The organism is Streptomyces misionensis (assembly GCF_900104815.1).
Lineage (GTDB): Bacteria > Actinomycetota > Actinomycetes > Streptomycetales > Streptomycetaceae > Streptomyces > Streptomyces misionensis.
The window spans coordinates 2,963,514-2,988,393 of the sequence record NZ_FNTD01000004.1; the positions used below are offsets into that span (position 1 = coordinate 2,963,514).

General features: G+C 73.9%; 19 protein-coding genes and 1 tRNA gene. 6 read left to right on the top strand and 14 right to left on the bottom strand.

The window, feature by feature from the left end:
• Position 1: 1 nt before the first annotated feature.
• Positions 2 to 976 carry a methyltransferase domain-containing protein gene (locus tag BLW85_RS15120; RefSeq protein ID WP_074992318.1) on the bottom strand — a complete coding sequence of 325 codons (975 nt, stop codon included), beginning with the start codon at positions 974 to 976 and terminating at the stop codon, positions 2 to 4.
• A 68-nt stretch (positions 977 to 1,044) separates the two neighbouring features.
• On the opposite strand from BLW85_RS15120, the gene BLW85_RS15125 reads away from it, so the two are divergent.
• The 4 genes from BLW85_RS15125 to BLW85_RS15140 all read left to right on the top strand — a co-directional run bounded on the left by BLW85_RS15125 (position 1,045) and on the right by BLW85_RS15140 (position 8,546).
• Positions 1,045 to 1,449 (top strand): globin, encoded by a 405-nt coding sequence (locus tag BLW85_RS15125; protein WP_074992319.1) that lies wholly within the window; start codon positions 1,045 to 1,047, stop codon positions 1,447 to 1,449.
• Between the two features lie 162 nt (positions 1,450 to 1,611).
• Positions 1,612 to 4,851, top strand: a complete 3,240-nt coding sequence (locus BLW85_RS15130) for an FtsX-like permease family protein (RefSeq protein WP_074992320.1) — start codon at positions 1,612 to 1,614, stop codon at positions 4,849 to 4,851.
• Between the two features lies 1 nt (position 4,852).
• Complete coding sequence (locus BLW85_RS15135; RefSeq protein ID WP_074992321.1) at positions 4,853 to 7,573, top strand: FtsX-like permease family protein; 2,721 nt, start codon at positions 4,853 to 4,855, stop codon at positions 7,571 to 7,573.
• Between the two features lie 64 nt (positions 7,574 to 7,637).
• Positions 7,638 to 8,546: an ABC transporter ATP-binding protein gene (locus BLW85_RS15140; protein ID WP_074992322.1), complete on the top strand. Its 909-nt coding sequence runs from the start codon at positions 7,638 to 7,640 to the stop codon at positions 8,544 to 8,546.
• 140 nt (positions 8,547 to 8,686) lie between these two features.
• Here the strand turns inward: BLW85_RS15140 and BLW85_RS15145 are convergent, their stop codons facing one another.
• From BLW85_RS15145 to BLW85_RS15170, 6 genes are all read right to left on the bottom strand, one after another.
• Complete coding sequence (locus tag BLW85_RS15145) at positions 8,687 to 9,376, bottom strand: DUF8010 domain-containing protein (RefSeq protein WP_070027205.1); 690 nt, start codon at positions 9,374 to 9,376, stop codon at positions 8,687 to 8,689.
• The gene (locus BLW85_RS15150) at positions 9,373 to 9,795 is read right to left on the bottom strand and encodes an acyl-CoA thioesterase (protein WP_070027207.1); all 423 of its coding nucleotides are present in this window, start codon (positions 9,793 to 9,795) and stop codon (positions 9,373 to 9,375) included. The genes BLW85_RS15145 and BLW85_RS15150 overlap by 4 nt, the downstream gene beginning before the upstream one ends.
• Before the next feature lie 6 nt (positions 9,796 to 9,801).
• The gene (gene ettA / locus BLW85_RS15155; RefSeq protein WP_070027213.1) at positions 9,802 to 11,466 is read right to left on the bottom strand and encodes an energy-dependent translational throttle protein EttA; all 1,665 of its coding nucleotides are present in this window, start codon (positions 11,464 to 11,466) and stop codon (positions 9,802 to 9,804) included.
• 227 nt (positions 11,467 to 11,693) lie between these two features.
• Positions 11,694 to 11,954 (bottom strand): S1 domain-containing protein, encoded by a 261-nt coding sequence (locus BLW85_RS15160; protein ID WP_074992323.1) that lies wholly within the window; start codon positions 11,952 to 11,954, stop codon positions 11,694 to 11,696.
• 96 nt (positions 11,955 to 12,050) lie between these two features.
• Positions 12,051 to 13,979 (bottom strand): SGNH/GDSL hydrolase family protein, encoded by a 1,929-nt coding sequence (locus BLW85_RS15165; RefSeq protein WP_074992324.1) that lies wholly within the window; start codon positions 13,977 to 13,979, stop codon positions 12,051 to 12,053.
• Between the two features lie 537 nt (positions 13,980 to 14,516).
• A complete protein-coding gene (locus BLW85_RS15170; RefSeq protein ID WP_074992325.1) occupies positions 14,517 to 15,485 on the bottom strand; it encodes an alpha/beta hydrolase in 969 nt (322 codons plus the stop codon).
• Between the two features lie 162 nt (positions 15,486 to 15,647).
• Here BLW85_RS15170 and BLW85_RS15175 point away from each other — a divergent pair, with 162 nt between their 5' ends.
• Complete coding sequence (locus BLW85_RS15175) at positions 15,648 to 16,109, top strand: MarR family winged helix-turn-helix transcriptional regulator (protein ID WP_239697753.1); 462 nt, start codon at positions 15,648 to 15,650, stop codon at positions 16,107 to 16,109.
• A gap of 318 nt (positions 16,110 to 16,427) precedes the next feature.
• On the opposite strand, the gene BLW85_RS15180 is transcribed toward BLW85_RS15175, so the two are convergent.
• From BLW85_RS15180 to BLW85_RS15195, 4 genes are all read right to left on the bottom strand, one after another.
• A complete protein-coding gene (locus BLW85_RS15180; RefSeq protein ID WP_074996084.1) occupies positions 16,428 to 17,780 on the bottom strand; it encodes a Cys-Gln thioester bond-forming surface protein in 1,353 nt (450 codons plus the stop codon).
• 261 nt (positions 17,781 to 18,041) lie between these two features.
• Complete coding sequence (locus BLW85_RS15185; protein WP_070027221.1) at positions 18,042 to 18,518, bottom strand: single-stranded DNA-binding protein; 477 nt, start codon at positions 18,516 to 18,518, stop codon at positions 18,042 to 18,044.
• Between the two features lie 207 nt (positions 18,519 to 18,725).
• Complete coding sequence (locus BLW85_RS15190; protein ID WP_074992326.1) at positions 18,726 to 21,086, bottom strand: YfjP family GTPase; 2,361 nt, start codon at positions 21,084 to 21,086, stop codon at positions 18,726 to 18,728.
• A gap of 3 nt (positions 21,087 to 21,089) precedes the next feature.
• A complete protein-coding gene (locus BLW85_RS15195) occupies positions 21,090 to 22,700 on the bottom strand; it encodes a dynamin family protein (protein WP_074992327.1) in 1,611 nt (536 codons plus the stop codon).
• Positions 22,701 to 22,974: 274 nt separating this feature from the next.
• Between BLW85_RS15195 and BLW85_RS15200 the strand changes: the two genes are divergently transcribed.
• Positions 22,975 to 23,050 (top strand) — tRNA-Arg (locus BLW85_RS15200).
• 204 nt (positions 23,051 to 23,254) lie between these two features.
• Here the strand turns inward: BLW85_RS15200 and BLW85_RS15205 are convergent.
• The 3 genes from BLW85_RS15205 to BLW85_RS15215 form a co-directional block, all read right to left on the bottom strand.
• The gene (locus BLW85_RS15205; RefSeq protein ID WP_244174861.1) at positions 23,255 to 23,422 is read right to left on the bottom strand and encodes a hypothetical protein; all 168 of its coding nucleotides are present in this window, start codon (positions 23,420 to 23,422) and stop codon (positions 23,255 to 23,257) included.
• A 237-nt stretch (positions 23,423 to 23,659) separates the two neighbouring features.
• The gene (locus tag BLW85_RS15210) at positions 23,660 to 23,920 is read right to left on the bottom strand and encodes a transcriptional regulator (RefSeq protein ID WP_244174862.1); all 261 of its coding nucleotides are present in this window, start codon (positions 23,918 to 23,920) and stop codon (positions 23,660 to 23,662) included.
• On the bottom strand, positions 23,917 to 24,795 hold the full coding sequence (locus BLW85_RS15215; RefSeq protein ID WP_244174863.1) for a hypothetical protein: 879 nt from the start codon (positions 24,793 to 24,795) through the stop codon (positions 23,917 to 23,919). The genes BLW85_RS15210 and BLW85_RS15215 overlap by 4 nt, the downstream gene beginning before the upstream one ends.
• Positions 24,796 to 24,880: the final 85 nt, after the last annotated feature.

The following is a 24,880-nucleotide window of genomic DNA, read 5'->3' on the forward strand; positions in this document are numbered from 1 at the left end:
GTCACGGGAGGGGCCAGACGTACGGCCCCTCCGGGTCGTCCAGCCAGGCCCGGACGTGCTCGCCGGCGACCGTGACGCCGTACCGCTCGCGCTCCGGTTCGCCCTCGCGCTCCCACAGCGCCCAGGCGCCTCCCGGATCGAGGGCGCCGCGGGTCAGCGCCAGCAGGAAGTGGAACGAGTCCTGTTCGCGGGCCCGGCCCGGCAGCCCCGCGAGCGAGACGCCGTCCGGCTCGGCCCTGCCCTGACCGCGCAACGGCACGAAGTAGGCGGCCGTGGAAAGGAAACGGCCCTGCGCGTGCCGCGCGTCCCGCACGGTCAGCGCGAGCAGTCCGGTGGCCAGCGGGACCACGATCCGCGCACCGGGGCGGCACTGGGCGAGCCAGGCGCGCGGCACCGTGGACAGCGCGCAGGTGGCGATGATCCGGTCGAAGGGGGCGCGTTCGGGCACCCCGCGCGCCCCGTCCCCGGTGACGACCGCCGGGTGGTACCCGGCGGCCGCCAGGTGCCGGCGCGCCGACTCGGTGATCTCCGGTTCCAGGTCGACGGTGGTGACGAGGCCGTCGTCGCCGAGCCGGTGGGCGAGCAGGGCCGCGTTGTAGCCGGTGCCCGCGCCCACTTCGAGCACCCGGTCCCCGTCCGCCACCCGCAGCGCGGCCAGCATCCGCGCCATCAGGGAGGGCTGGCTGCTGGAGGACAGCAGCTCGCCGTCGCGCAGCCGGGTGGCCAGCGGTACGTCCGCGTAGGCGCCGCGCACCCAGCGCTCCCGGTCCTGTGGGTCGGGGCTCTCGCCCCAGCGGCGTTCGTAGCCGCGCGGCCCGGTCACGTAGTAGTACGGCACGAACAGGTGCCGGGGCACCTCGGCGAACGCCTCCCGCCACCGCGGGTCCCGCGCGAAGGCGCCGTCGGCCTCGATCTCCCGCACCAGCGCGGCCCGCGCGGCGACGGCGAGCCCCTCGATCTCGTCGGCACCTGCCATACGACAAGCCTAGGTCCGGTGGTCGCAAGCCCCGGGTCCTCGTCCGCCGCGTCTGAGACGATGGACGGGTGAATGAGATTCGGCGCGGCACGCTTCAGGAGCAGACCTTCTACGAGCAGGTCGGCGGGGAGGACACCTTCCGCCGGCTCGTCCACCGTTTCTACCAGGGAGTCGCCGAGGACCCGGAGCTGCGGGCGATGTACCCGGAGGAGGACCTGGGCCCCGCCGAGGAGCGGCTCACCCTCTTCCTCATGCAGTACTGGGGCGGCCCGACCACCTACGGCGAGCGCCGGGGCCACCCCCGGCTGCGGATGCGGCACGCCCCCTTCGCGGTGGACCGGGCGGCGCACGACGCCTGGCTGCGGCACATGCGGGTGGCGGTGGACGAACTGGGCCTCTCCGAGGAGCACGAGCGGACCCTGTGGAACTACCTGACGTACGCGGCCGCCTCGATGATCAACACCGCGGGCTGACCGGCCCGCACTGAACGTCGGATTCCGGTCGCCCGGCGCCGGAATCCGGTCACGATCCGGTATAGACCGGCCGACGACCGCTTACCCCGCGCCGGTCCGTTCTGTCACCATCGCCCGAAGTCCTGGAAGCGCCAGGCAGCACGTCCGGACGACGGGGGCCGGATGACGGGGTTCGTCTTAACACGCGCGCGTGCGCACCGGCTGCTGCTGGGCGCCGCGCTGCTCACCGTGGTGCTGACCACCGCGGTCCTGACGACGCTCACCGCCTACGCGGGGGCGATCGGGGACGCGGCGCTGCGGCACGCGCTGGCCGACCCGGGCACCGCGGCCGACGCCGCGCTGATCGTCAAGGCGGAGGTGCCGCCGGGACAGCGGGCCGCCGCCGACCGCGCGGTGCGCACGGAGGCCCGGCGGACCTTCGACCACCTGCCCGTGACGGTACGGACGCTGCGCCGCTCGGGCCCGTACGCGCTGCCCGCCGCGCTGCGGCCGCCCGCGGACCGCTCCGGCGACCCCGACCTCACCTACCTCGCCGCCCTGGACCGCTCCCGGCTGCGGCTGTCCGCGGGCCGCTTCCCGCGCGCGACCCGCGACGCCGTCGAGGTCGCCCTCCCGCAGACCGCCGCCCGCGCGCTGCGGCTGCGCGTCGGCGACCGGCTCACCCTGGCCGACCGGCTGGGCGGCCCGGCGCTGCGGGTGCGGATCAGCGGGCTGTACCGGCCGGCGTCGGTGACGGCGCCGTACTGGCGGCTCGACGACCTGCTGGGCCGCGGGGTGAAGGAGTCGGGCTTCACGACGTACGGTCCGCTGCTCGCCGACCCCTCGGTGCTCGCCGGCGGCCGGGTCAGCGCCGGCCCGACGGCGTGGCTGGCGTCGGCGGACTTCGGCCGGACGACGACGGGACGGATCGGGCGGCTGCGCACGGCGGCACGCGAGGGCAGCGCCCGGCTGCGTGCCCGCCCGGAACTGCACGGGGCCACGATGGCGCAGACCGGGCTGCCGGAGGTGCTGGACCGGCTGGAGCGCTCGCTGCCGGCCGCCCGCTCCACGCTGCTGATCGCCGCGCTCCAGCTGGTGCTGCTCGCCGGGTACGCGCTGCTGCTGGTGGCCCGGCTGCTGGGCACCGAACGGGCCGCCGAGACCCGCCTGTTGCGTGCCCGGGGCGCCTCCCGCGCCCGCCTCGCCGCCCTGGCCGCCGCGGAGGCCGGCCTGCTGGTCCTGCCCGCCGCCCTGGCCGCCCCCTTCCTCGCCGCCCCGCTGACCAGGGTCCTGGCCGCCCACGGTCCGCTGTCCCGCCTGGACCTGCGGCTCACCCTGCCGCTCGCGGGCGGTCCGCCGGTGCGGCTCGTCGCCGTCGCGGTGGCGGCGGCCTGCGCGCTCGCGATCGGGTGCGCCGGGGCGGGCCGTCGCGGCAGGCGGCCAAAGGACCGCCGTGGCGGCCGGCGCGCGGCCCTGCGCCGCTCCGGGGCCGACCTCGGGCTGCTCGCCGTGGCGGCCGTGGCCTACGGGGAGTTGGCGCGTCAGGGCTCCGGCGGTGTGGTAGCGGACCGGTCGGGGACGCTCGGCGTGGATCCCCTGCTGGTGGCGGCGCCCGCGCTGGCGCTGCTCGCCGGGACGGTGCTGACGCTGCGGCTGCTGCCGCCGGTGGCCCGGCTGGCGGAGCGCTGGGCGGCGCGCGGGCGGGGGCTGCCGCTGGCGCTGGCGGGCTGGCAGTTCAGCCGGCGCACCGCGCGCGGCGCCGGGCCGGTGCTGCTGCTCGTGCTCGCCGTGGCGCTCGGCATGCTCGCGCTCGGGCAGGCCGCCTCCTGGCACCGTTCGCAGGCCGACCAGGCCGACTTCCGCGCGGGCGTGCCGGTGCGGGTGACAGGGGCCGGGGCGGGCGGGCTCGGCAGCACGGACGGGTACGCGCGGCTGCCGCACGTGCGCGCGGCGGCCCCCGCCGTCCGCGCCGACCAGCCGCTGTCCGGTGACCGTACGGCGACCGTGCTGGCCCTGGACACCCGGCGGGCCGCGGACGCGGTGCTGATGCGCCCGGACCTCGCCGACGTGCCGGTACGGCCGCTGCTGGCCGGGCTGGCCGCAACGCGCTCCCCGGCCGGGACCCGGGTGCCCGCGGGCACCGCCCGGCTGCGGCTCGCGGCGACCCTGACCAGCTCGGCCGGTCCGGGGCTGGTCACCGATGTGACGGCGACGCTGACCGACGGGTACGGGGTGTCGTACCGGATGCCGTTCGGGCAGCTGCCCGCCGACGGCCGGCCGCACGCCCTGGCCCTCGACGTGCGCGCGGCCCGCGGCGCGCTCACCCTGACCGGTCTCCAGCTGGAGATGATCCAGCCGGCGGCGCCCGCCCGGCACCGGCTCGCCCTCACCGGGCTGACGGCGACGGACGCGGCCGGGACGGAACGCCCGCTGGCCCTGCCCGCCCGCTGGCGCACCGCCGCGGAGGCCGGGGGCGACGCCGTGCCCAACGCCACCACCAGCCCCACCCGGCCCCGGCTGACCGGCGCCCGCCCCCTGGCCTTCGCCTACGGCACCGGCTACCTCCCGGACGCCGACCTGTGGCGGGTCGCCTCCGTCACGGTGCGGCTCCAGGTGCCGCAGCCCGCGCCCGCCGCCGTACCGGCCGTCGTCACCGACCGCTATCTGGCCTCGGCCGACGCCCGCCCCGGCCAGCGCGTCGACCTGACGGTCGGCGGCCACCCGGTGCCGGTGCGGATCGTCCGGGCGGTCCGGGCGCTGCCCACCACCACCGAGGACGACGGCGGCGCCGTCCTCCTCGACCTGCGCGCCCTGAACCTGCTGCTCGGGACGCGGTACGGCGACGCCGCCCCGCCCACCGAGTGGTGGCTGGCCACCGCCCCCGGCGCGGCGGCCCAGGTGGCCGCCGAGGTACGGGCGTTGCCGGACGTCGATCCCGGCCAGGTGACGGTGCGCGACGAGATCGCCGACCGGCTGCGCGACGACCCCTTCGGCGCCGGTCCCACGGCCGCGTTCGCGGCGGCGGCCGTGGTGGCGGCGGCGCTCGCGGCGGTGGGCTTCGCGGTGGGCGCGGCGGCCGCCGTGCGGGCCCGGGACGCGGAGTTCGCCGTCCTGCGGGCGCTCGGGGTGCCCCGCCGCCGGCTCACCCGGGCGACCGCCGCCGAGCAGGCGGTGCTGGTGGCCCTGGCCCTCGCGGTGGGCCTGGCCCTGGGCACCGTACTGGCCCGCACGCTCCTCCCGCTGATCACCCTCACCTCGGACGCCACCCGGCCCGCACCGCCCCTGCTGGTCCAACTCCCGCCGGGGCAGGTGGCGTTGCTGCTCCTCGCCGTCGCCGCGCTCCCGCTGGCCCTCACCGCGCTGCCCGCCGTCCGCCGCCAAGCGGACCTGGCCCGGACGCTGCGCGCCCCGGGAGGTGAGTGAGATGAGCCGCTCCGCACGGCAGGTCGTCGCGCCCTGGGTGCGGACGCGGCTGCGGGTCGCGCCCGGGGCCGCCGGGGCGCTCGCGCTGCTGGTCGCGCTGGCCGCGTGCCTGGCGGGCGCCGGTCCGCGCGCGGTCGACCGGTACGAGGACGCGGGCCTGCGCCGGGCGTTCGCCCAGGCGGGCCCCGACCGCACCACCGTGCAGGTGACGGCGCCCCAGCCGGACCCGGGGCTGCCCGCCGCCCGCCGCTCCGCCGCGCTGCGCCCCGCCGCGCTGGAACGGCAGTACGCCAGGCTCCGCACCGCTCCCGACGCCCCGCTGGCGATCGACCCCGCCCAGTCCATGTACGGCGTCGCCGCCCGGGAGGAGCTGCCGGTGCCCGATCCCTGGCTGCCCCGCCCGAGCGGACTGCCCGCGCGGGTCGCCCTGTACGCGCCGAGCGGCCTCGCCGAACACGCCCGCGTGCGCACCGGCCGGCTGCCGCGCGTTGACCGCCCGGTGGACGCGGCCACCGCCGAGGTGGAGGCCGCCGTGACCGCCGCCACCGCCGACCGCCTGCACATCACGGCGGGTTCGGTCATCCACGTCCCGGCGCCGGGCCGGCCGCCGCTGCGGGCCCGCGTCACCGGCATCCTCCTCCCGCGCGATCCCGGCGGCGCCTACTGGTCGACCGTCCCGCGGCTGCGCACCCCGGCCCTGATGACCGTCCCCACCCCCGGCGCGGACCCGCCCAGGTACTGGCTCGGCGGCCTGCTGCTCCCCCAGGGCGCCGCGCCCGCACTGCTGGGCACGGACGCGGACCCGGTCCGCTACTGGTTCCTCGCCCCCGACCCCGGCGCCCTGCGCGCCCACGACCTCGGCGCCCTGAAGTCGGCCGTGGCCGCGCTGGAGTCCGGGCCCGGCCTGCGCCGCGCCCGCGCCGCCACCGCCGACGACGGCACCGGCGTCACCACCCAGCTGGACGACACCCTCGCCTCCTTCGCCCGGCTGCGGTCCGGCATCGCCCCGCTGGTGTCCATCGCCGGCGCGGGCGCCGCCACCGTCGTCGCCGTCGTACTGCTCATGGCCGGGGCGCTGGCCGCCGACCGGCGGCGCGCCGAACTCGCCCTGCTGCGCGCCCGCGGCGCCGCCCTGCCCGCGCTCGCCGGCCGGCTGCTGGCCGAGACCGCGGTGATCGCCGTACCGGCGGGGGCGCTCGGCCTGCTGGCGGCCCTGCTCGCGGTCCCGGCCGGCCGCACCGGGTACGCGCTCGCCGCCGCGGGCGCCGTCACCCTCACCGCCTGCGCCGCGCTCCCGCTGCGCGCCGCCTGGGCCCACCGCACGGTACGGTCGGCCGTCCCCCGCGCGGACCTGGCGACCGTACGGCCCTCCCGTCGCCGCACCATCGCGGAGCTGACGGTGCTGGTCCTGGCGGCCGGCGCGGTCGAGGCGCTGCGCCGGCGCGGCGCGACCGGCGACCAGCTGGTGGCCCTGGCGCCCGTACTGATCGGTGTCGTCGCCGCGCTGATCGTGCTGCGCCTGACCCCGTTCCTGCTGCGCCGCCTCACCGCCCCGGCCGGGCGGCTGCGCAGTGCGGTGGTCCCCCTCTCGCTGGCCCGCGCGAGCCGCGGCCGGTCCTCGGCGGTGCTGCCCCTGCTCGCCCTGCTCACCGCGCTCACCACGGCCGCGTTCGGCGGCTCGGTGCTGGCGGGCGTGGCCGCGGCCCGCGACCGCGCGGCGCTGCTCGCCGTCGGCGCCGACGCCCGCGTGGCCTCCGACGCGCCGCTGCCGACCGCCACCGCGGACCGGCTGCGGGCGGTGCCGGGGGTACGGTCCGTCGCCCCGGTCGGCATCGACTACCAGGCCAAGCCGATGGACGGCCAGGACTCGGTCCCGTTGATCGGCGTGGACCCCGCGTCCTACGGCCGGTTGGCGACCCACACGGGCCTGGGCCCCTTCCGCGCGCCGGAGTTGAGGCCCTCTGGCGGCACGCTCCCCGCCCTCGCCTCCCCCTCCGTCGCCGCGCGGTACGGCACCGGGCACCCCTTCACCGTCCGTCTCCAGGACGGCGGTTCGGTCACCGTGCGGATCACCCTGGTCCGGGACGCCACCCCGGCCCTGCCAGGCGGGGACTTCCTGGTCGTGGACCGCGCGGGACTCACCGCCCCCGCCGACCGCCCGACCGCCCTGTTCCTGACGGGCGACGGCCTGACCGCCTCCGCGCTACGGCGTGCCGCCGGCACCTCGGCCACCGTCCAGCTGCGCGCCACCGAACGCGCCCGCTACGCCAGGTCCCCGCTCCAGTCCGGCGCGGAAGACGTCTACACGGCCGCGGTGGCCGCGGGCGCGGGCTTCGCCGTCCTCGCGCTGCTCCTGTCCCTGCTGCGGGCCGCCCCCGAACGGGCCGCGCTGCTGGCCCGGTTGCGCACGATGGGCCTGTCCCGCGCCGAGGGCCGCCGCCTGCTGGTCCTGGAGTCCCTTCCGCAGTCCGCCCTCGCCGCCGCGGCGGGCGCCCTGACCGGCTGGGCCACCACCCGCCTCCTCTCCCCGGCCCTCGACCTCACCGCCGTCGCCCTGCCCGACACCCAGGCCGTGGCGGCCCGGCTACGCCCCGACGCCTGGTCCCTGACCGTCCCGGCCGTGCTGCTCCTCGTCACGACGACCGGGGTCGCCGCGGCGCAGGCCTGGTGGGCGGTGCGCCGGGGCGCGGTGACGGAACTGAGGGCGGGCGACGACCGATGACCCCGCCGGCCGCGACCGCCCCCGGCCCGCCACGGCCCGGCGCACCGTTCCCGCAGGAGACCCGATGACCACCACCCACGCTCCCGCCGGCATGATCACCTGTGACCGCCTGGTCCGGATCTTCTCCACCGACGGCATCGAGGTGCAGGCCCTCCAGGGCCTGGACCTCCTCGTCCGCGAGGGCGAACTCATGGCCCTCGTCGGCGCCTCCGGCAGCGGCAAGTCCACCCTGATGAACATCCTCGCCGGCCTGGACACCCCCACCGCGGGCGCCGCCCGCGTCGCCGGCCGCGACCTGCTCACCATGAGCGCCGCCGACCGGCTGTCCTACCGCCGCGAGACCGTCGGCTTCGTCTGGCAGCAGACCTCCCGCAATCTCCTGCCCTACCTCACCGCCGCCCAGAACATCGCCCTGCCCCTCCGGCTCGCGGGCCGCGCGCGCCGCACCGCCCGCCGCGCCCACGCCCGACGCGCCCTGGAACTGCTGGAGTTGCTGCGCGTGGCCGACTGCCGCGACCGCCGCCCGCACGAGATGTCCGGCGGTCAGCAGCAACGCGTCGCCATCGCGGTGGCCCTCGCCAACGACCCCGCCGTGCTGCTCGCCGACGAACCCACCGGCGAACTCGACTCCCACACCGCCGCCGAGATCTTCGACGCGTTCCGCACCGCCAACGAGACCCTCGGCACCACGATCGTGATCGTCACCCACGACCAGGCGGTGGCGGGCGAGGTGCGCCGCACGGTGGCCATCCGGGACGGCCGCACCTCCACCGAGGTGCTGCGCCGCAGCGAGGTGGACGCCGGCACCGGCAGGGAGACGGTCGTCGCCCGCGAATACGCGATGCTCGACCGCGCGGGCCGGCTCCAGCTGCCCGCGGACTACGTCCGCGCCCTGGACATGCGCGACCGGGTGGCCCTGGAACTGGAGTCCGACCACATCGCCGTACGGCCGGACGACAGCGGGGAGCCGTAGGAGGGGCCGCGGGAACCGTAGGAGGGACCGCGGGGAGCGCGGTAGGAGGGAGGACCGCGGGAGCCGTAGGAGGGACCACGGGAAGACGGCCGTGGAAGAGCCCCCGGACGGGACGGTCCGTCCGCCCCGGTGCCGGTGCCTCAGCCAGTGGCGTTGACGCTGACCGCGAGCGCGCCGAGCGTCCCCGCCCGCCGCACCGCGACCGACCCGTAGGGGGTGCGCAGCCGCAGCCACGTCCCCGAGGACAGCAGCCCGGTGTCGGCGGCCTCCGCGCCCGGCCGCAGGAAGCCCAGCGACTGGGCCGCGTGCACGGCCCGCACGGGCAGCCGGGTGTGCCCTATCTCCCGGGACCAGATGTCCCGGCCGATCCGGTCCAGCTCCGTACGGGTACGCCGCTCGGGCGCCAACTCCTCCGTACGCGCCCGGAATTCACCGACCGCCGCGGCCACGGTCGCCCGCAGCGCGTCCGGCGCCGGCAGTCCGGGCTCGGCCCGCCAGCCGCCGCGCGGCGGCAGCACGCCGGCCCACGGCGGCCCGGTGACCGCGCCCGGCACGACGGCGGTGGCCGCCCGCTCGTCCACCGACTCCAGCAGCTCACCGGCGGAGACGGTCACGTCGAGGGTGGCGTCGAGCCCGTCCTCGTACGGCTTCGCCAGCCGCACCGCGCGCACCGCGAGCACCTCGAAGGACGGCGGCCGGCCGAAGACGGCGAGCGCGGTGCCCGCCGCCTGGAGGCGCACCGCGGCACCGCGGTCGTAGTGCAGCAACCGGGAGAGGAAGGCGGCGAGGTCCGCCGCCTCCGTCTCGTCCACGAGGTGCAGCTCCGTCATGCGGCGACGGCCTCGCCCTCTTCGGTCTCGGCCGGCTCCGTGTACTGCTGGAGGAACTCGCGTTCCTGCGGGGTGATCCGGCGCGGCCGCTGGGCCTCGAAGTCGAACGGCACGACGACGGTCGAGGCCCGCACGTACACCACGTCCTCGTCCTTCACCTCGTAGGCGATGGTGAAGGACGCGGCGCGGATCTCGGAGACCCACAGCTCGATGTCCACCGGGTGGTGCCGGTGGACGAGCTGGCGCTTGTAGTCGATCTCATGGCGCGCCACCACGGAGCCCTGCTGGAACTCCTTGTCCGGACGGAACAGGAAGTTGATCCGGGCCTCTTCCAGGTAGCGGACGAAGACCGCGTTGTTGACATGGCCGTAGGCGTCCATGTCGGACCAGCGCATCGGGCACGCGTAGACGTGGCGCAAGACCGATCAGCCCCGGGTCAGCTTCTTGTACGTCGCCCGGTGCGGACGGGCCGCGTCCGGGCCGAGGCGCTCGACCTTGTTCTTCTCGTACGACTCGAAGTTGCCCTCGAACCAGAACCACTTGGAGTCGCCCTCGTAGGCGAGGATGTGGGTGGCGACACGGTCCAGGAACCAGCGGTCGTGGGAGACGACCACGGCGCAGCCGGGGAACTCCAGCAGCGCGTTCTCCAGGCTGGAGAGGGTCTCGACGTCGAGGTCGTTGGTGGGCTCGTCGAGGAGCAGCAGGTTGCCGCCCTGCTTGAGGGTGAGCGCGAGGTTGAGGCGGTTGCGCTCACCGCCGGAGAGCACACCGGCCGGCTTCTGCTGGTCCGGCCCCTTGAACCCGAAGGCGGACACGTAGGCGCGGCTGGGCATCTCGACCTGGCCGACGTTGATGTAGTCGAGCCCGTCGGACACGACCTCCCACAGCGTCTTCTTCGGGTCGATGTTGGCGCGGCCCTGGTCGACGTAGGAGACCTTGACGGTCTCGCCGACCTTGATCTGACCCGAGTCCGGCGTCTCCAGGCCCTGGATCATCTTGAAGAGCGTGGTCTTGCCGGCGCCGTTGGGGCCGATGACGCCGACGATGCCGTTGCGCGGCAGCGTGAACGACAGCCCGTCGACGAGGACCTTCTCGCCGAAGGACTTGTGCAGGTCGCTGACCTCGACCACGACGTTGCCCAGACGCGGGCCCGGCGGGATCTGGATCTCCTCGAAGTCCAGCTTCCGCATCTTGTCGGCCTCGGCGGCCATCTCCTCGTAGCGGGCGAGACGGGCCTTGGACTTGGCCTGGCGCCCCTTGGCGTTCGACCGCACCCAGTCCAGCTCCTCCTTGAGGCGCTTCTGGCGCTTGGCGTCCTTCTGGCCCTCGACCTTGAGGCGGGCGGCCTTGGTCTCCAGGTACTTGGAGTAGTTGCCCTCGTAGCCGTGCAGCCGGCCGCGGTCGACCTCGCAGATCCAGCCGGCCACGTTGTCCAGGAAGTACCGGTCGTGGGTGACGGCGACGACGGTGCCCGGGTACTTGGCCAGGTGCTGCTCCAGCCAGTTCACCGACTCGGCGTCGAGGTGGTTGGTGGGCTCGTCGAGGAGCAGCAGGTCGGGCTGCTCCAGGAGCAGCTTGCACAGCGCGACGCGGCGCTTCTCACCACCGGAGAGGTTGGTGACCGGCCAGTCGCCCGGGGGGCACCCGAGCGCGTCCATGGCCTGCTCCAGCTGGGCGTCGAGGTCCCACGCCTCGGCGTGGTCCAGCTCCTCCTGGAGCTTGCCCATCTCCTCCAGCAGCGCGTCGGAGTAGTCGGTCGCCATCAGCTCGGCGATCTCGTTGAACCGGTCGAGCTTGCCCTTGATCTCCGAGACACCCTCCTGGACGTTCTCCAGGACGGTCTTCTCCTCGTTCAGCGGGGGCTCCTGCAGCAGGATGCCGACGGTGTAGCCGGGCGACAGGAACGCGTCGCCGTTGGACGGCTGCTCCAGCCCAGCCATGATCTTCAGCACGGTCGACTTACCGGCACCGTTCGGACCGACGACGCCGATCTTGGCACCCGGCAGGAAGTTCAGGGTGACGTCGTCGAGGATCACCTTGTCGCCGTGCGCTTTGCGCGCCTTGCGCATGGTGTAAATGAACTCAGCCAAGAGAAACCGTCCGGCAGCTTGAAATCTGGCAGTGGGCAGATACACCCCATCTTGCCGTATCGCCACCCCTGCGCGGAAACCCGTAAGGCTGGACCGCTCTGACCTGGTCTTTCTCCGATGGCGGCCGTGGCGCGCCAGTCGCCGTCGAGTGCTCTCGGGCACCCTCGGACCGCAGGGACGGCCCAGCGCCCCGGGGTCTGCCTGAACTCGGGCCGTGATCGTGGATGTCAGACGGCCCGGCGGACGATGCTCACCGCGCGATAGTCGTACCCGTCCTGCTTGAAGCCGGGCGCTTCCCAGACGAGATCGACTTCTTGCCCTGGTGACAGCGTGCGAAAGGCCGCCCCCTGGATGTCGGAGTAGTGGCCGAAGCACCCTCCGGGAGTCTCGGCCGAGTCGAGCACGCCCCACCCCTCCTCGTCGCTCCACTCACGCACGATCGCGGTCACGGTGGCGGGGACCTTGCGGGTCCCTCTTCGACGACGCATCCGCCTCTCCCATTCCACAAGATCTGTTCGGACGTACCCGGGGCCCAGGCCCCGCCGCATCTGATGGGAGCGGCGGGCCTGGGCCCGCTGGTGGGGTCAGTTGGGTGGATAGATGAGGGCACCGGCGTCGATGTCGTCGACGTATCGGCCGGCGAGGTCGGCGTAGTACGCGGCGGACGGGTTGCCGTCCGAGAGGTCGGCGGCCTTGACGGTCGAGGATGTGGCGTTGCCGTCGGTGGAGACCGCTGCGGCGAAGTCGATGATCTGACCGGGGTAGTTGTCGAGCAGGTAGGTGTTGACCTCCTCGCGGGCGGCCTCCTGGGTCGCGGTGCCGGGATGGGCGGCGGTGAACGGCGCGATGGTGGCGAGATAGACGGTGATGTCGGAGTTCTGGGTGACCGGCTGCTGATTGATGGAGAGCTGGCTGTCATCGGTGGAGTACCCGCTCAGCCGGATGTCGAGGGAGGCCAGTCCGTCCTCCACCTCGGTGGCGCAGGTGTAGGCGTTGCCGGTGCAGTTCAGCAGGTCGGTGGCGCCGGTGGAGACGAGGACCGTTCGCACGTTGCCTTGGGTCAGCACATCGCGGTCCAAGGGGTTGAGCACGCCGAACGGGCTGGTGCTGCTGGTGATCTGCGGCAGCAGGCTGTTGCTGTCGGCGCCCGCGTTGAGCACGCCGTAGCGCACGGAGGCGTCCCCGTGGGGATCGTCGGCCAGGGCGTCGGTGATCGCATCGCTGAGGTGATGCCGGCCGTCGGCGCTTGCGGTCCCCCCGTTGACGCTCTGGTCTCCGTAGAGGACCAGCGAGCCGGCGGGATTTGAGGTGGAGGTGGTGACGTCGATGCCGGAGAGGTACGGCAGACCGGTGTACGTGGTCTGCGTGTAGTGGGTGGCGTCCGTGTCACTGGTGCGGTCCGCGTGGTCGCTGACCCAGACGGGAGTCCGGGCCACAGAGTGGCCGGGCATGGCGGGCGCCATGCCGCGCACCTGCAAACTGACCAGGACGGTTGCTTGCTGTTCGACGGTCAGGGTGACTGGGTCGCTGGTGGCGTCGCCGCCCGCCGGAATGGTGACGGAGGGGGAACCGTCGAAGGTCAGCGTCGCTGGTGCCGCGGCTGCGGTGGCGCCGGCTGCGGTGGTGTCCTGCAGGGCGACGGAAGCCGCGTCGAAGGTCACCGGAGTGGCACCCATGGCGTTGGACAGATGTACGCGTACTCCGCTTCCGCTGTCGGTGCCGATGCTGACGTGAGCCGGGATGCGCAGGGTCTGGCTGTCGACGGCCGCTGTGCTGCCGTCGGACGACTGCACTTTGCCGGTGTCCTGAACCGAGGCCCAGGTGCCGACCCAGTGCCGAGCGCTGGATCCGCTGCCGGTGGCGGTCGTCGGCCGTACACCCAGCCCGAGGATGTGCAGGGCGGGTCGGCCCGCCTGGACACCGTTGGTGAGCTGGGGCAGGGAGACGCTGCTGATGACCGAGCCGGGGCAGGTCAGCGGGACGCTGATGGCATAGACCTTCGGACCGGAGCTCGGGCTGGTTTGGGTGTCGTCGCTGTGGTTCTCGTGGACAAGGGTGATCGAGGCCGCGGAGGACGGGCCGGAGAGCCAGTCCGGCACGGCGCTCAGGTCATAGCTCTGGTCGCTGGGGACGCCGTTGGGGTCCAGGCAGTTGTTCTTGGCGTAGGTGATGGTGCCGGTGGCGTTCGTGACTGGGGCGCCGGTGGCGAACGCGAGGAAGACCACGGCGGCGCCGGTGTTGACCACACCGCTGTCCGGCAGGGTGACGGTCTGGCCGGAGGCCAGCATGTTGTCGTAGGCGCCGGTGCCGAACTCCGGCAGCGTGATGGTGGCGCCGTCGATGGTCACGGTTTTGCCGCTCTGCCAGCCCGCGGTCCCCGTCAGGTCGGTGGCGTTGAGGCTGTTGCCGGAGCCGTCGGCGTCGGCAGGGCTGGTCGTGGTGGTGAAGGTACTGGTGGCGGTGTTGTTCAGGCAGCCACTGGTGTCGTCGATCGCACAGGTCGGTCGGGCCACGGACAGGGAGCGGGTGCTGGGCGATGCGGTACGAGGTGGTTGAGCCGGGGTGCCGGACGCCGCGTGGGCCGACGCCGCGGTGGTCAGGAACCCGGCAGCCAGGGCCGCGGCCGCGACAGTGACGGCGACGACCGGTCTTGACCTGGGACGTCTGGATGCGTGCCTGGGTGAGCGGAAGACTGACATGGACGTCGGGGTCCTTCCCGGGGCACAAGCGGTCCCCCAGTGGGCCCGCGCCGCTGTGCATTCTGGAAGCTCGCCGTGCGCGCGGTCCATCGCTATTCGATCGCCAGGCGCCGACCGGCAGTCCCCTTCTGGCTCATGTGATCGGAGTTATGCCCTTAAGTTGGGTGACTCTTTCGTTCTTCTCGGGCCGATTTTTTACGCTCTGTTTCGACTTCGGGGCCGGATCGCGCGCGGTCAGGTTGTGGGTCGTCTACGCCTAGATCGATGAGCGGCTGGAGGCTCCGGTTCTCGGCGAGGTGCGTGACCGGCCGTTCCTGTCCGGCCTGGTTGGCCGGACAGGAACGGGATGGGTCAGGCGGTGCCGAACGCGCGGCGCAGAACGTCGACGGCCTGGTTGATCGCAGCTTCGGCGGCCTGGGTGCCGCGCAGGGCGTCGAGCATCACGAAGTCGTGGATGATGCCCCGGTAGCGGGTGGAGGTGACAGGGACGCCCGCTTCGCGGAGCTTGTCGGCGTAGGCCTCGCCCTCGTCGCGCAGGACGTCGGCCTCGCCGGTGATGACCAGGGCCGGCGGCAGGCCGGTCAGTTGCTCGGTGGTGGCGCGCAGGGGGCTGGCGGTGATCTCGGCGCGCTGGTCGGGGTCGGTGGTGTATTGGTCCCAGAACCACTGCATGCCGTCGCGGCGCAGGAAGTAGCCGGTGGCGAACTGGTGGTAGGAGGGCGTGTCGAAGGACGCGTCGGTGACCGGGTAGAACAGGACCTGCTGGATCAGCGGCACGTCGCCGCGCTGCTTGGCCATGAGGGTCAGTGCGGCGGACATGTTGCCGCCGACGCTGTCGCCGGCCACGGCGATGCGGGCGGCGTCCAGGTCCTTGCCGGCGCCGTGGCGGACGATCCACTGGGCGACGGCGTAGTTCTGCTCGATGGCGACGGGATAGCGGGCCTCGGGCGAGAGGTCGTATTCGGGGAAGACGACGGCGGCGCCGGCGCCGGTGGCGAGTTCGCGGACCAGTCGGTCGTGGGTGTGGGCGTTGCCGAAGACCCAGCCCGCGCCGTGGATGTAGAGGATCACCGGCAAGGCGCCGGTGGCGCCGGCGGGCTTGACGATCCGGGCCCGGACCGAACCGGTCGGGCCACCCGGGACGGTGATCCACTCCTCGGCCACCGGAAGCTTGGTGATCTCGCCGGACTGGACCTCGTCGACGGCCTTTCTGCCCTCTGTCGGCCCGAGGTCGAACAGGTACGGCGGGTTGGCGGTGGCCGCGGAGAACTCGGCCGCGGCGGCCTCCAGCACGGGAGCGTTCGGGATGTGGTCGGTCATGGTGAACTCCCTGGTCGGAACGGTTGTGAGTGGCTGCCCACCCCCAGAAGACTATGACGCAATTACATTGTGCGCAATGCAATTGTGCGCGTTGAAATTTAGCCATCGGTGACCTACGCTGGTGCGCGCGGACGACGCGTGTGACGCGAGAGGAGACCCGGCGTGAACAGCACCGAGAACGACACCGAGGAGGGCTTTTCCCTGCTCCTGGACGACCAGCTGTGCTTCGCCCTGTACGCGGCCTCCCGCGCCGTGACCAACCGCTACCGGCCGCTCCTGGAAGCCTTGGGACTGACCTACCCGCAGTACCTGGTGATGCTGGTGCTGTGGGAGCACGACACAGTGCCGATCAAGGACATCGGGGCCGCCCTCCAACTCGACTACGGCACGCTCACGCCACTGATCAAGCGCCTGGAGCAGGCCGGCCTGGTCCGCCGCGAGCGACGCCCCGACGACGAGCGCACCGTCCTGGTCACCCTCACCGGGCAAGGACAGGAACTGCGCGAGCGGGCCCGGACGATCCCGACGGCAATCGGTGACGCCATGGGCCTGTCGCCCGCCCAGTTCGACCAGGCACGCCGACTCCTGCGCCTGCTGACCGCCAACGTCTCCGCCGGTGGCTAGTGCCGTGGCCGGGAAGGTTCGCCGGAAAGCTCGCGGCGTCCGGTGCGGTGCATCGCAAGGCGGAGCGTCGCCCGCGTACTGGATGTACTCGGGTGACGCGACAACGCGGCGAGGTGCCGTGCCGGGCGTCGCGAGCCGGTGAACCTTTCCGGTCACAGCACTAGACGATTCCTCGACCAGAGCGTCCCGCCCGCGCCCTGTTGAGCGAACACGGTCCGAGCCTCCTCCCGACGGGTGAGGGTGCTCGGTTGTTCCCAGTCGGCGCCCGCCTTGCACGGCCGCCCCGCTCCCTTTCGAGGTGGGGGTCGGCCGGCCGGATCACTCGTTCGGCTGCTCGCGTTTGCGGAGGATGACCAGGACGGCGCCGCCGATGACGACCAGGCCGATGGCGACGCCGGCGATCAGGGGGGTCAGGGCGGAGCCGCCGGTCGCGGCGAGGTTCGTGTCGTCGGGGGTGGGGGTGGTGATCGGGGTGGGCTCGCCCATGGTCTGGGTGGTGGTCTTCGAGACGATCGTGCCCTGGATCTTGCAGTCCAGGACGCCCGTGAAGCGCCGGCTGAAGCCGTCGGGGCCGGTGATCGTGAAGTCGTAGCCCTGGTCCTCCTGGAGGGGGACGCCGATGGTGCGGGTGGCACCGGCCGGGACGGTGTGCTCGGTGTCCATCAGGCGGAAGGTGAAGGGCTGGTCGCCCTTGTTGACGGCCAGGATGTCCACCGTGCCCTTGGCGCAGTTCTTGCGCGCCGAGACCGCCGGTATCGCGCCCCGCGCCGCCCAGCCGGCCGTCGCCGTCGCGGAGACCGCGGACTCGCTGGAGCCGGCCAGGATCTGGGTCTGGCTGCGGCTGTCGGAGGCGAGCGCGCGGCCCACCGGGACGGTCGTCGACGCCTGCACGGTCAGCTGGGCGGAGCCGTCCGCCGCGTCCTGCGGGATGCGGAAGTAGATCCGGCTGCCGTTCTTCGCGACCGTCAGCGGCTTGCCGGCCTTGTCGGTGATCCGGGCGCCGCCGGCGGCCACGCCCGCGGGCGGTATCACCGTGACGGCACTCGCGTTGGTGTGCACGGTCACCGGGCCCACCAGCGCGCCGGGCCGGCCGGAGACCGCGGACGGGTCCAGCGACAGCGAGGCGGGCGGCTCGGCGCTGTCCCGCGCGCTGCGCTCCAGATAGTCGGCGAGCTTCTCGGCCTGCGGATCCACGGCGTCGACCTTGGCGTGGTCCGAGTACCGCCAGATCGCCACCTGCGTGCCGACCGCCGCGTCCTGCTCGGTGAGGCCGTGCGTCCCGGCCCGCCGGGCGAGCGCGGCGAGATCGTTGACCTGCGGATAGGAGTTGCGCAGGATCCAGCGGATCTTGCCCGCGTCCCGGTTGGTGCCGAGCGACGTGCCGCTCCAGGACGTCTCCTGGTAGTGGGCGTCGCGCTGGACCGGGTTGTGCAGGTCGACGCAGTACGTCTGCAGGGTGCCGCCGCCGTCCACGGACATCTCGAAGAGTCCCGCGGACACCCGCTGGTCGCCGCCCGCGTCGTGGACCACGGCCTCGCCGAAGGTCTTCAGGCCGTCGATGGTGGCCGTCGCCCCGCCCTCGGTCTGCGGTGCCACATCGGCCGAGGCGGTACCCGCGCCGGACAGCATCCCGACCGCCACGAGCCCGGACACCGTGGCGGTGGCGGCCAGGCGGGCCACGGCGGTGGACCGGCAGAACCCAGACAGCGCAACAAGCACAGAATTCCCCTTCGAGCAGGACCCGTCGGACGTCGGGGAAGGTCCCACCAGCAGAATCGGCGGCCCCGAGAGGCACGCCCGGCATCCTATGAACCGGGCGACGCCTCCCCCGCCGGTCGGATGATCCGACGGCTGATCCGATCCGGAATCGTTATCGCCGGACCGCACTTGAGCAGGGCTTATCGACAAATCCACTCGCCGCGGACGCTGACATCACGTCACCGTGGCTGGTTCTGACTGCTGTTGGGCGAGGGCGCCGTCCCCCGTCGCCGCAGGTGCCGGTGTCTCCCAGTCGGGTTCCGGGCGGGGCTGCGCGACCGGCGGCTCCGGTTTCGCCGCGCGGCGGAAGACCGCCGTGCCCCGGGAGAGGTCGTGTCCGATCGCCGTGGCGTCGATGTCCGCCGACGCCCACTGCTGCTGCCCCTCGCGCCCGTCCGTGCGCACCTTCAGCCGGCCCTGCACCACGAGCGGCTGGCCCACCTCCACCGACGCCATCGCGTTGGCGGCGAGCTGACGGTTGGCCCACACCGTGAAGAAGTTGGTGTGCCCGTCCGTCCAGGCGCTCTTCTCGCGGTCCCAGTAGCGCGCGGTGGCCGCGAGCCGGAACCGGAGCGACGGCCCCGCCGCCAGCTCCCGGTACACCGGCGCGGTCGCCACATTGCCCACCACGCACACCACGGTCTCGTTCACTTCTCGCTCCCCTCCGCCCGCCCCGTGCGGTCCGCCGATGCGGTCCGGCCGAGCGGGCGACACGTACGGGCCCCTCCCGTACGGCGGCGTCCGCCACGACCTCAGACTGCCCGCCTCGGGCCGAGCCCGCCGAGCGCTGTGGACGGTCCCCCGCCTGTGGAAAACCCCGCCACCCACACGAGTGCCGACCCGCCGGGGAGACCGGGTTCAGCCCGCCGCGGCGTCCGCCCGCACGACCTTCCCGTACTGCTCCCGCACCTCCCGGTACCGCAGCAACTCCGCCGCCACCGGATCCAGCACCCGCGCCCGGCCGCAGCTCGCGGCCGCCTCCCGCAATCGCCGTTCCGCGTCCTGGCCATGGCGCCGCGCGGGCCCCCGTGCCGCCATCCGGCACCCCCACTCCACCAGCGGCCCGCCGATGATCCCGCACACCATCAACAGCACCGGAACACCGAGGTTGGGCGCCATCACCCCGGCGATCTGACCGACCAGCCACAGCCCGCCGGCGATCTGCACCAGGGTCATCGCCGCCTGCACCAGCACCGCCGCCGGCCACCAGCCCGGTCGCGGCGGCCGCCCGGACGGCTCCCCGGCGCGTTCCGCCAGCTCGTCCAGCGCCTCCGGCAATCCCCGCGCGCCGCGCACGGCGGCCTCGCGCACCGCCTGCGCCCACGGCACCGGCAGCCCCGCCGACGCCCGGTCGGCCACCGTGCGCACCGCCTGCTCCACCCGCTGCCGCGCCGTCGCCTCCTCCTCCGTCTGGACGCGCACCTGGTGCCGGCCGGTCGGGGCGGTGCCGCGCCGCTGGTACCAGCGCCACAGCCGCAGCCAGGGTGTGCCGCAGGCCCGGTTGGCGTTGCGCAGCCAGGCCCGCTCGGCGGCGTCGCCCGCCGCGGTGGCGCCCACCGCGTCCGCGAGCCGCGCGGCGAACTCCTCGCGCGCCTCCTCGCTGAGGCCGACTCGGCGCCCGGCGGCGTAGACCGGCCGCAGCTCGGCCGCGGCGGCGTCCACGTCGGCGGAGACCCGGCGGGCCGCCGCACCCCGCTCGGTCACGAACTCGCCCAGCGCCTCGCGCAGTTCGCCGACGCCCTCCCCGGTGAGCGCGGACAGCGCGAGCACCGTGGCGCCGGGTTCGCCGTGCTCGCCGAGCGCCACCCCGTCGTCGTCCAGCAGCCGCCGCAGGTCGTCCAGGACCATGTCGGCCGCCTCCCCGGGCAGCCGGTCCACCTGGTTGAGCACGATGAACATGACCTCGGCGTGCCCGGCCATCGGCCGCAGATAGCGCTCGTGCAGCACGGCGTCGGCGTACTTCTCCGGGTCGACCACCCAGATCACCGCGTCGACCAGCTTCAGGATCCGTTCGACCTGCTCACGGTGCTGTACGGCGGCGGAGTCGTGGTCGGGCAGGTCGATCAGGACCAGTCCGCGCAGCTGCTTCTCGCCGTCCGGGCTGTGCAGCGGACGGCGGCGCAACCGGCCGGGGATGCCGAGCCGGTCGATGAGGCCCGCGGCGCCGTCGCTCCAACTGCACGCGATCGGCGAGGCGGTGGTCGGGCGCCGTACCCCGGTCTCCGAAATGGCTACCCCGGCCAGGGTGTTGAACAGCTGCGACTTGCCGCTGCCGGTGGCACCCGCGATGGCGACGACCGTGTGCCGGCCGGACAGCTTGCGGCGCGCCGCCGCCTCGTCCAGGACCCGGCCCGCCTCGGCGAGGGTCTGGCCGTCCAGCCTGGCCCGGGAGAGTCCGACGAGTTCGCGCAGCGCGTCCAGCCGGGAGCGCAGGGGACCCTCGTAGGCGAGCGGGACCGGGGGGACGGCACCGCCCGGACCACGGCCGGGAGCCGGTTCCAGGGCGGTGGCGCGTCCGGCGGTGAGGGCGGCGGCGTCGGTGACGCGACGGGCGATCAGACCGTCGTCCCACGCTCCGGTGGAGTCGGCGGGAGCGGACGGGTCCGTGCCGGATGGGGCGGAAGTGGCGGACGTTGCGGAAGTGACCGGCGCGGTCTCGGATGCGGACCCGGACCCGGACCCGGAGGGGGAACTGGAACCGGCCCCCGATGGGGAGCCCGAACCGGAGCGCAAGCCGGGGCGTGAGCCGGAGCGCGAGCCGGCTCCGGCCGCATCGGACGCAACCCCCGCTTCCTCCGCCTCCCCGCCATCCCCCGCATCGGAACCACCGGAGGCCTCGGAACCACCGGCAACGCCACCGGAACCCGGGCCGTCCCGCTCCCCATCCCCATCCGCCTCCGCCTTCTCCACCTTCTCCTTCTGCTCCGTCTTCTCCCACTCCTCCCCCTGCTCGCCGTTCCCCCCGTTCCCCGCGTCCTCCCTGTTCTCCGGCTCCTCCCCTCCCCCGGCGCTCCCGTCGTCCGCCCCCGCCTCCGGGGCCGGACGAGTGCCGGCCGCGTCGTCCCCCTCGACGCGTTTCCCGAGGTCGATGACCCGCGCCCGCGCGTGCCCGGTGTCCTGCCGCACGAGTCCATCCCCGGCTCCGCTGTGACTGCTGGAACCGGTGTGCTCGACGTGCTCCATGTGCTCGATGTGCTCCTGGTCAGTGACGGCGGTCACCGGTCACCTCTCCTTCTGCAGTACGGACAGGGCGGCGATGAGTTCGGCCTGGGGCTCGGGATGGATGTCGAGGGCGTCGAGCGGGGCGAGTCGGCGTTCGCGTTCGCGGTGCACGACACGGTCCACGTGCTCGGTGAGCAGCCGTTCGGCCCGGTCGCGCAGGCGCAGCGCGCCATGGGCGCCGACCCGGTCGGCCAGCCGCTCGCCCGCGTTGCGCGCCCGGCGCCCGCCCAGCAGGGCGGTGGCGGCGAGGGCGGCCACGGCCTCGGGGTCGGGCGCGACGGCGCGCTCCAGTTCGCGCGCCTCCTCCTCGGCGTACTCCTCCAGCTCGCGCCGCCAGCGCCGTACCGCGAGGCCGATACGGTGCTCGGCGCTCTCCGGGGAGGGATCGCGCCCGGCGAGGCCCGGGGCCTGCGCGGCGGGCTCGCGCTGCCAGGCCTCGGCCACCCGCTCGTCGGCTGCGGTGACGGCGCACAGCAGCAGCGCGGCCAGACTCTCCACCAGGGCGTCGAGGAGTTCGCCCGCGGTGCAGTCCAGGGGGAAGGCGCGCCAGCGTTTGAGGGCGTCCCCGGCGAGTACGGCACCCGACTGGAGGCGGGCTCGGAGCCGGGCGTGCTCGCCGTCGTACGCGCCCTCCACGGCGGAGGTGAGCCGGAGCGCCGCCGCGTACTGGGCGGCGGCGGCACCGGCCAGCTCGGGCATCCGGGTGCGCAGCGAGTCGAGCAGGCCGTGGGCGGTACGGGCCATGACGTACTGCCGGGCGCCGGGGTCCTGGGCGTGGTGGGCGAGCCAGGCGCGCAGCGGCGCGACGGCGGTGGCGGGCAGCAGGCCCGCGCTCCACACCGACTCGGGCAGCTCGGGCACGGTGAAGCGGGGCACGTCGCCGAGGCCGGCCTTGGTGAGCAGGGCGGCGTACTGCCGGGACACCTCCGAGACGACCTGGTGGGGCACCCGGTCCAGGACGGTGACGAGGGTGGCGTCGTACTCCTTGGCGGTGCGCAGCAGGTGCCAGGGGACGGCGTCGGCGTAGCGGGCGGCGCTGGTGACCATCACCCAGATGTCGGCGGCGCACAGCAGCTCGGCGGCGAGGACGCGGTTCTCGGCGACCAGGGAGTCGACGTCGGGGGCGTCGAGGAGGGCGAGGCCGCGCGGGAGGGTCTCGGCGGTCTCGATGCGCAGGGCGCGCGCGGGCTGATCGGCGGGGAGCAGGAGGTCGTCGTCGCGGGGGTCGTGGTGGGGCAGCCAGACGCGGGCGAGGTCGGGCAGCACGCGCACACCGCTGAACCAGTGGTGATCCGCCGGATGGCAGACCAGGACCGGGGTGCGGGTCGTCGGCCGGATCACGCCCGCCTCGCTCACCCGGCGCCCGACGAGAGAGTTGACGAGCGTCGACTTCCCGGCGCCGGTGGACCCGCCGACGACGGCCAGCAGCGGCGCCTCGGGCGCCCGTAGTCTGGGTACGAGGTAGTCGTCCAACTGGGCGAGGAGCTCGTCCCGGTTGGCGCGGGCGCGGGGGGCACCGGCCAGCGGCAGCGGAAAGCGTGCGGCGGCGACACGGTCGCGCAGAGCGGAGAGTGTGTCGAGCAGCTGGGGCCGTACGTCCAAGGTCACCACATGCGAAGAATGCCCAATTTTAGGGGAATTCTGAAGCATATAGACATGTCTGCGCGCCGACAGAACAGAAAGGGCAGAAGGGGCGACCGGGACACGGGCGCGCGTCAGGCATAACGAGTGCACAACACCCTGCGGCCTCGGACGCCAAAAGCGCTGCACGATTCGTACCTGCCTGCGATTATCGGGACCGCTTCACCGAACCTCCACATCGAGCCACGGAGGGGAAGCGACAGGGTCGGCAAGCAGGGAGCTTTATCCTTGGTCCCGCCACCAGGCCCCCGTAGCTCAGCGGATAGAGCAGGCGCCTTCTAAGCGCTTGGCCGCAGGTTCGAGTCCTGCCGGGGGCGCCATCCGAAGCCCTCCCTTCGGGGAGGGCTTTTTGCTGGTCAGGGCGGGTGCAGCAGGGCGCGCGTCAGCCCCGGGAACGCCCCTGACGATCAAGGGCGGACTCCGGGGCCGTCCGGCTGTCACCGGGTTTTCGCGGGTGGCCGTGTCGAATACGTGTCGAAGCTTCCGGGGCGACGGATCAGCTAGGGGACGGCTCCCAGGGACTCCTAGGGAAGATCTCCAGCCGCTTCGAGCCGCCTCTTCAGATCGGGCAGCTGCCCGTCGACACAGCGGGCGTAGGTGGCCAGGAGCACGGCGACGCTGTTCCCGGCCCACTCCGCCACCTGGGCGGGCGGGACGCCGTCGTTGAGCCACTTGGCGCCGTGACCGCGCAAGCGCCGGCCTGTCGATCGCCGTGGAGGTCGTGCCGGTCGGCAAGTCCGGTCAGGCCGAGCCGCCGGCCGGGCAGGCCGTCGGGGCCGCCGTCGAACGGGTGACCGGACTCCGGAAAGTGGTGATCAGCCGTCGGGTGCGCCGGGCACGGGACGGGGAGCCTCAAGGCGCAGCACGAGTGCGCGCAGGGCCCGGAGTTCGGCGTCCAGTGCCTGGGCACCTGCCCGGGTGAGGGTCACTCAGGTGCGGGGACGCCGGCCGGCGTAGCCCTTCTCCACGGTGATCATTCCGGACTCCTCCAGCACCTTCAGATGCCGGGAGAGATTCCCGTCGGTGACGGCCAGTTGCTTCTTCAGGAAGCCGAAGTCGACCCGGTCGGCCTCACGGGCCACGGTGAGGACGCCGAGCCGTACCCGCTGGTGGACGGTGTCGTCCAGCGCCTGGGTGGGATGCGGTGCCTCTAGGTCGCCCTGTGCAGCGGTCGAGTCTTCGACGCTCATGAGAGGACCGTACCCGCAACCGCGGCACCGGGCGTGCCCCGGCGGCGGGCGGCCGCCCACTCGCCCAGGCCGGCGAGAAGCAGGACGGCGGCGAGCAGAAAGGCCTTGACCTGCGGTCCGTCGGCCCAGCCGGGGTGGGCGGGGTGCTGCCAGGGAAGCCATCCACTGCCCGGGGAGGCTCCGAGGTACCCCGTGAGCACCAGGGCGTGGACGGTGCCGGCCGTCGCGGTGACCCAGCTGCGTTCGGCGATGCCGAGCGCGAGAAGTCCGACGCCGACCAGGTACCACGGGGAGGCGTAGCTGTTCTCCAGCAGCACGGCCTCCCACGGCTGGTCCTTGCCGAACAGCAGCGCCACCAGAGCCGCCGTGATCACCGCGGTGGCCGCGGCGGTCGCGCGTACCCACATGCCGCGCCGGGGGACGACGCCCCGGGCCTCGCCGCGCAGTCGGTACCAGCGGGCGAAGACGAACCAGGCAAGGGGGAGGAGCGCGAACCAGACGCCCCATGCCACGAAGCGCAGCACCGCGCCGTCGAACTCGCCCTTCAGGCAGGGGGTTCCCGGTTCATGGACGACGCACAGTCCGGTCAGTTCGGCGTAGGCGAAGGTCGGGTAGGACCCGACGTCGCGCCCGTGGGCTCCGAAGTTGAAGGCGAACCGGGCGATCGGGACAGCCGCCAGCGCGAGGAGCCCGAAGCCGAGGAGGGGGGCCCACGCGCCGTTCAGCTGGCTGCGGGTCTTGGTCCGGAGGCCGTCCGTCGCCGCCAGTAAGGCGGCCGCGGCCGCGCTCGGTTCCGGTCCCGCACTGCTCGGTGCCGATGTTCCCATCTTCTCCCCCTCGCGGCCCGCGCCCGGTGCGTCGTCATCGAGCCGCATGGTGAGGCGCGTGTTCCGGTTGTCTTACTCGCGCCGTCCCGTGGTCGACCGGGTTCCGGGCTGTCACCGGTTGTCCTAGCCTGGC